4 protein-coding genes are annotated in these 3,908 nt (G+C 43.8%); 1 reads left to right on the top strand and 3 read right to left on the bottom strand.

Going from position 1 to position 3,908, the window contains the following annotated elements; translation table 11 throughout:
• Both IM515_RS01465 and IM515_RS01460 read right to left on the bottom strand, forming a co-directional pair.
• Positions 1 to 222: hypothetical protein (locus IM515_RS01465; RefSeq protein ID WP_425589510.1), on the bottom strand; the 222-nt coding region annotated here is incomplete at its 3' end.
• Positions 223 to 363: 141 nt separating this feature from the next.
• Entirely contained in the window at positions 364 to 1,350 is a 987-nt protein-coding gene (locus IM515_RS01460; RefSeq protein WP_002770309.1) for an RNA polymerase sigma factor, RpoD/SigA family, read from the bottom strand.
• Between the two features lie 688 nt (positions 1,351 to 2,038).
• Here IM515_RS01460 and IM515_RS01455 point away from each other — a divergent pair.
• Positions 2,039 to 3,463 (top strand): Ni/Fe hydrogenase subunit alpha, encoded by a 1,425-nt coding sequence (locus IM515_RS01455; protein WP_287627026.1) that lies wholly within the window; start codon positions 2,039 to 2,041, stop codon positions 3,461 to 3,463.
• Between the two features lie 85 nt (positions 3,464 to 3,548).
• Here IM515_RS01455 and IM515_RS01450 read toward each other — a convergent pair whose 3' ends face one another.
• On the bottom strand, positions 3,549 to 3,797 hold the full coding sequence (locus tag IM515_RS01450) for a Uma2 family endonuclease (protein ID WP_287627025.1): 249 nt from the start codon (positions 3,795 to 3,797) through the stop codon (positions 3,549 to 3,551).
• Positions 3,798 to 3,908 lie beyond the last annotated feature (111 nt).

Raw genomic sequence — 3,908 nt, 5'->3', positions numbered from 1 at the left:
TACGAAGTTAAGGGCAGAAATTTCTCTTGAATCCTCTCGATGGATGTACAAAGTGATGTTATTAAAAGCCCTTAACATCTTTTCGGCTGTGGGACGATTAGTGGCGCGTTTAGGATTTCCTTCATAGAGTCCAGCTAAACTGGACTGGGATTGATGTAATTGACGACGCACCACAAATTCCCTCAAAGTGAAAACTCTGAGGGCAATCGTTAATAAAAACATCAATCCTTTAATTTTCTCCTCGTCTCGAAAATAAATTGGTAGAGCAGATAAACGACCTTTTTTAAAGTTAAAAATTTAGCAATAATAAACCCAAAAAAAAAGAGAGCTTGCGCTCTCCTTCTTGGTTATTTGCTAATTTTACTAACTGGCGACAATATATTCCTTGACGTTGGCCCGGCGACGGCGTAAATGAGCTAGGGCCTGGTGTTCTAATTGTCGCACCCGTTCCCGACTGATGTTCATTCTCTGACCGATTTTGGCTAGGGACAACTCTTTGCCATCGCTTAAACCGAAACGGAGGGAAATCACTTCCCGTTGTTGGGGGGTTAATTCGGCCAGGAGATTGGCTAAGTCTTGGCGTAATAACTCTTGAGTGATGAAGGTATCGGGAGAAACTCCGCTATCTTCTAACAATTCCGACAATTCCGTATCTTGGTTATCGCCGACGCGCACATCAAGGGAGATGGGTTGACGAGCCATACTGAGATACTCGCGGATTTGAGCGGGTTCTAGCTCTAATTCCAGGGCAATCTCGGCGGGAGTGGCACTTCTGCCCAGTTTTTGGGCGAGTTCGCGCTGGGTTCTTTTGATTTTATTCAGTTTTTCGGTGATATGGATGGGTAAGCGAATGGTGCGGGCCTGTTGAGCGATCGCACGGGTAATCGCTTGTCGAATCCACCAGTAGGCATAGGTAGAAAATTTATAACCTTTGGTGGGATCAAATTTCTCTACACCTCTTTCTAATCCCAGACTACCCTCTTGAATTAGATCTAGGAATTCCATGTTCCGCTTTTGATATTTCTTAGCGATCGCAACCACCAAGCGGAGGTTAGCTTCAATCATTTTCCGTTTAGCTCGATCACCGGTTTTCAAGGCGCGATCCAGTTCATTTTCGCTTAAATTCACCGAATCCGCCCACTCCAATTGCTGTGGTTCCCGTCCTAATTGTTTCGATAGTCCTTCTTTCGCTTCTAACAGGCTCATCATCCGTTGGACTTGTTTGCCGTAAATAATTTCTTGTTCGTGAGTTAGGAGGGGAACCCGCCCAATTTCGTGCAGATAGGTACGCACCATATCGGCATTGAGGGTGGGCTGTGGTTGAGTTTGGTTGGTTTTTGCTGTGGGCATTGGTTTGGTGGTGACTCCTTGACACAGAAAAAGTCTGTTACTATTCCGACTCGCGGGTGAGTCTGGCTTATCTGAAGTCGGTATGAGTTCGATTCGGAATTCCTTTGATTGTATCCTGTGCTTTTAGACGCAGACAATCCCCTAAAGGTTCAAAGCTGATTCATTCTTTGGTATGATGTTAAGTTTATCCTTTTTCTCCCAACATCCAGAACAAAAGTATTACAGCCTAGAACTATCAACTACAATCGCTTGTTTTTGGGTCGCTTTTTCCTGAATCCTCGGCAGTGCCGCTTATATTGTTAGGTAAGATTACAAGACAAAAAGGCGATTTTCCCGATTAGCCGTCAACAATCTAGCTGAATTCCGACCCTTTCGCCCTCAGCCTTGAGAGGAAGACTAACAGCCGAGAACCGACTTCTATATATATAATGACTGATCAAAACCAGCAAAGGGAGATGTAATTATTGCGGATTCCCGAACTATTTTCTGTAGTATTTGCTACAAAATTTTAAATTTTTTTCCGATTGAGAATCGGAAAAAATTGTCAAAAAAATTAGGATTGCTAGGAGGGTAATAACTATCATAGAAACAGCAGGGCGGAGATCGGGATAAATTATCGTCGAAACCAAGCTCGATCGCAATCTCCACAATGCCGTTCTGTGGAACTCCTGAACAATGAGGACTTACTATGACTAAAACCGTCGTTATCGATCCCGTCACCCGGATCGAAGGCCATGCCAAGATCTCGATTTTCCTTGACGATGGGGGGGAAGTGGATGACGTGCGTTTTCATGTGGTCGAGTATCGTGGTTTTGAGAAATTCTGCGAGGGACGGCCGATGTGGGAGATGGCGGGAATTACTGCCCGAATTTGCGGCATTTGCCCCGTTAGTCACCTACTTTGTGCCGCCAAAACCGGCGATAAAATTCTAGCGGTGCAAATCCCCCCTGCGGGGGAAAAACTGCGGCGCTTGATGAATTTGGGACAATTAACCCAATCCCATGCTTTAAGCTTTTTCCATCTTAGCAGTCCCGATTTTCTGCTTGGTTGGGAAAGTGACCCCGCTAAACGGAATATTTTCGGTTTAATCGCCGCCGATCCCGACCTAGCGCGAGCAGGCATCCGTTTACGTCAATTTGGACAGAAAGTTATTGAACTTTTGGGAGCAAAAAAAATTCACCCCGCTTGGTCCGTCCCGGGAGGTGTGCGTTCTCCCCTGAGCGAAGAAGGGCGACAATGGATTAAAGAACGACTGCCGGAGTCTAAAGCGACTCTTTACACGGCTTTAAACCTGTTTAAAAGACTTCTGGACGATTTAACCATAGAAATCGCCGCTTTTGGTAATTTCCCTTCCCTGTTTATGGGATTGGTTGGTAAACGGGACGAGTGGGAACACTACGGTGGTCATATTCGTTTTACCGATAGTCAAGGCAATATTGTGGCCGATAACCTCAGCGAAGACAATTATCGCGATTATATCGGCGAATCAGTAGAAAAATGGTCTTATTTGAAGTTTCCCTACTATAAACCCCTCGGTTATCCCAACGGTATCTATCGAGTTGGTCCGTTGGCCCGCTTAAATGTTTGTTCCCATTTTGGCACGGAGGGAGCGGATATCGAGTTACGGGAATATCGCCATCGGGTCGGTGGTGTAGCAACCTCTTCTTTTTACTATCATTATGCCCGATTAGTGGAGATTTTAGGCTGTTTAGAGCGTATCGAACGTTTAATCGATGATCCCGATATAGTTTCTCCACGCTGTCGCGCCGAAGCAGGAATTAATAATCTGCAAGGGGTGGGAGTTAGTGAAGCGCCCCGGGGTACTTTATTCCATGATTATAAAGTGGATGAAAATGGTTTGATTGAAACGGTGAATTTAATTATTGCCACGGGTAATAATAATTTAGCCATGAATCAAACGGTGAAACAAATCGCCCAACATTATATCCATGGTGGCGAAATTCCCGAAGCGATGTTAAACCGGGTGGAAGCGGGTATTCGTTGCTATGATCCCTGTTTAAGTTGTTCCACTCACGCTATGGGACAAATGCCGCTACAGCTAGAGTTAGTTAATGCAGCCGGTGAGGTGATTAATACTCGACAAAGGGGTTAATTACCTTAAGTTGTTGGGGGGTCAGGAAATAGGGGAAATTTCTCCTATTTCCTGACCCCGTTTTACTATTTTTACGGTCAAGATTCTAGCTAAGAATTTCTAGGTTTTGATAAAGAATTTCTATCGGACAAGAAAAGTTAATACAGTTAATAGTGATTAAATCTCCCCCTTGATAAATATGGGGAATCCAGAGGTTATTAGATTGACGTTGATATTGTTCGATTAGGACTTGTTTTTGTTCGATAAGTAGATATTCCTTTAATTCAGGGATAGTTTGATAATCGGCAAATTTATCGCCTCTATCGGTAGTGATTCGGTAGTAGTGGTAAGCCATCTTGCTTATCTGGACTGAGTCGTGTAGAATATTTACTAATAAAAATAATTGCTTGATAAATGTTGGGGATTTGGTTTTTATGATTGCTATTTTTATCAATATCTTCTCTTG

Origin of the sequence: Microcystis sp. M44BS1 (genome assembly GCF_020244875.1) — a bacterium.
In the GTDB taxonomy this organism is placed as follows: domain Bacteria; phylum Cyanobacteriota; class Cyanobacteriia; order Cyanobacteriales; family Microcystaceae; genus Microcystis; species Microcystis panniformis.
The sequence above is the reverse complement of the archived record's forward strand: the minus strand, read 5'-3'. Positions and strand labels throughout refer to the sequence as shown.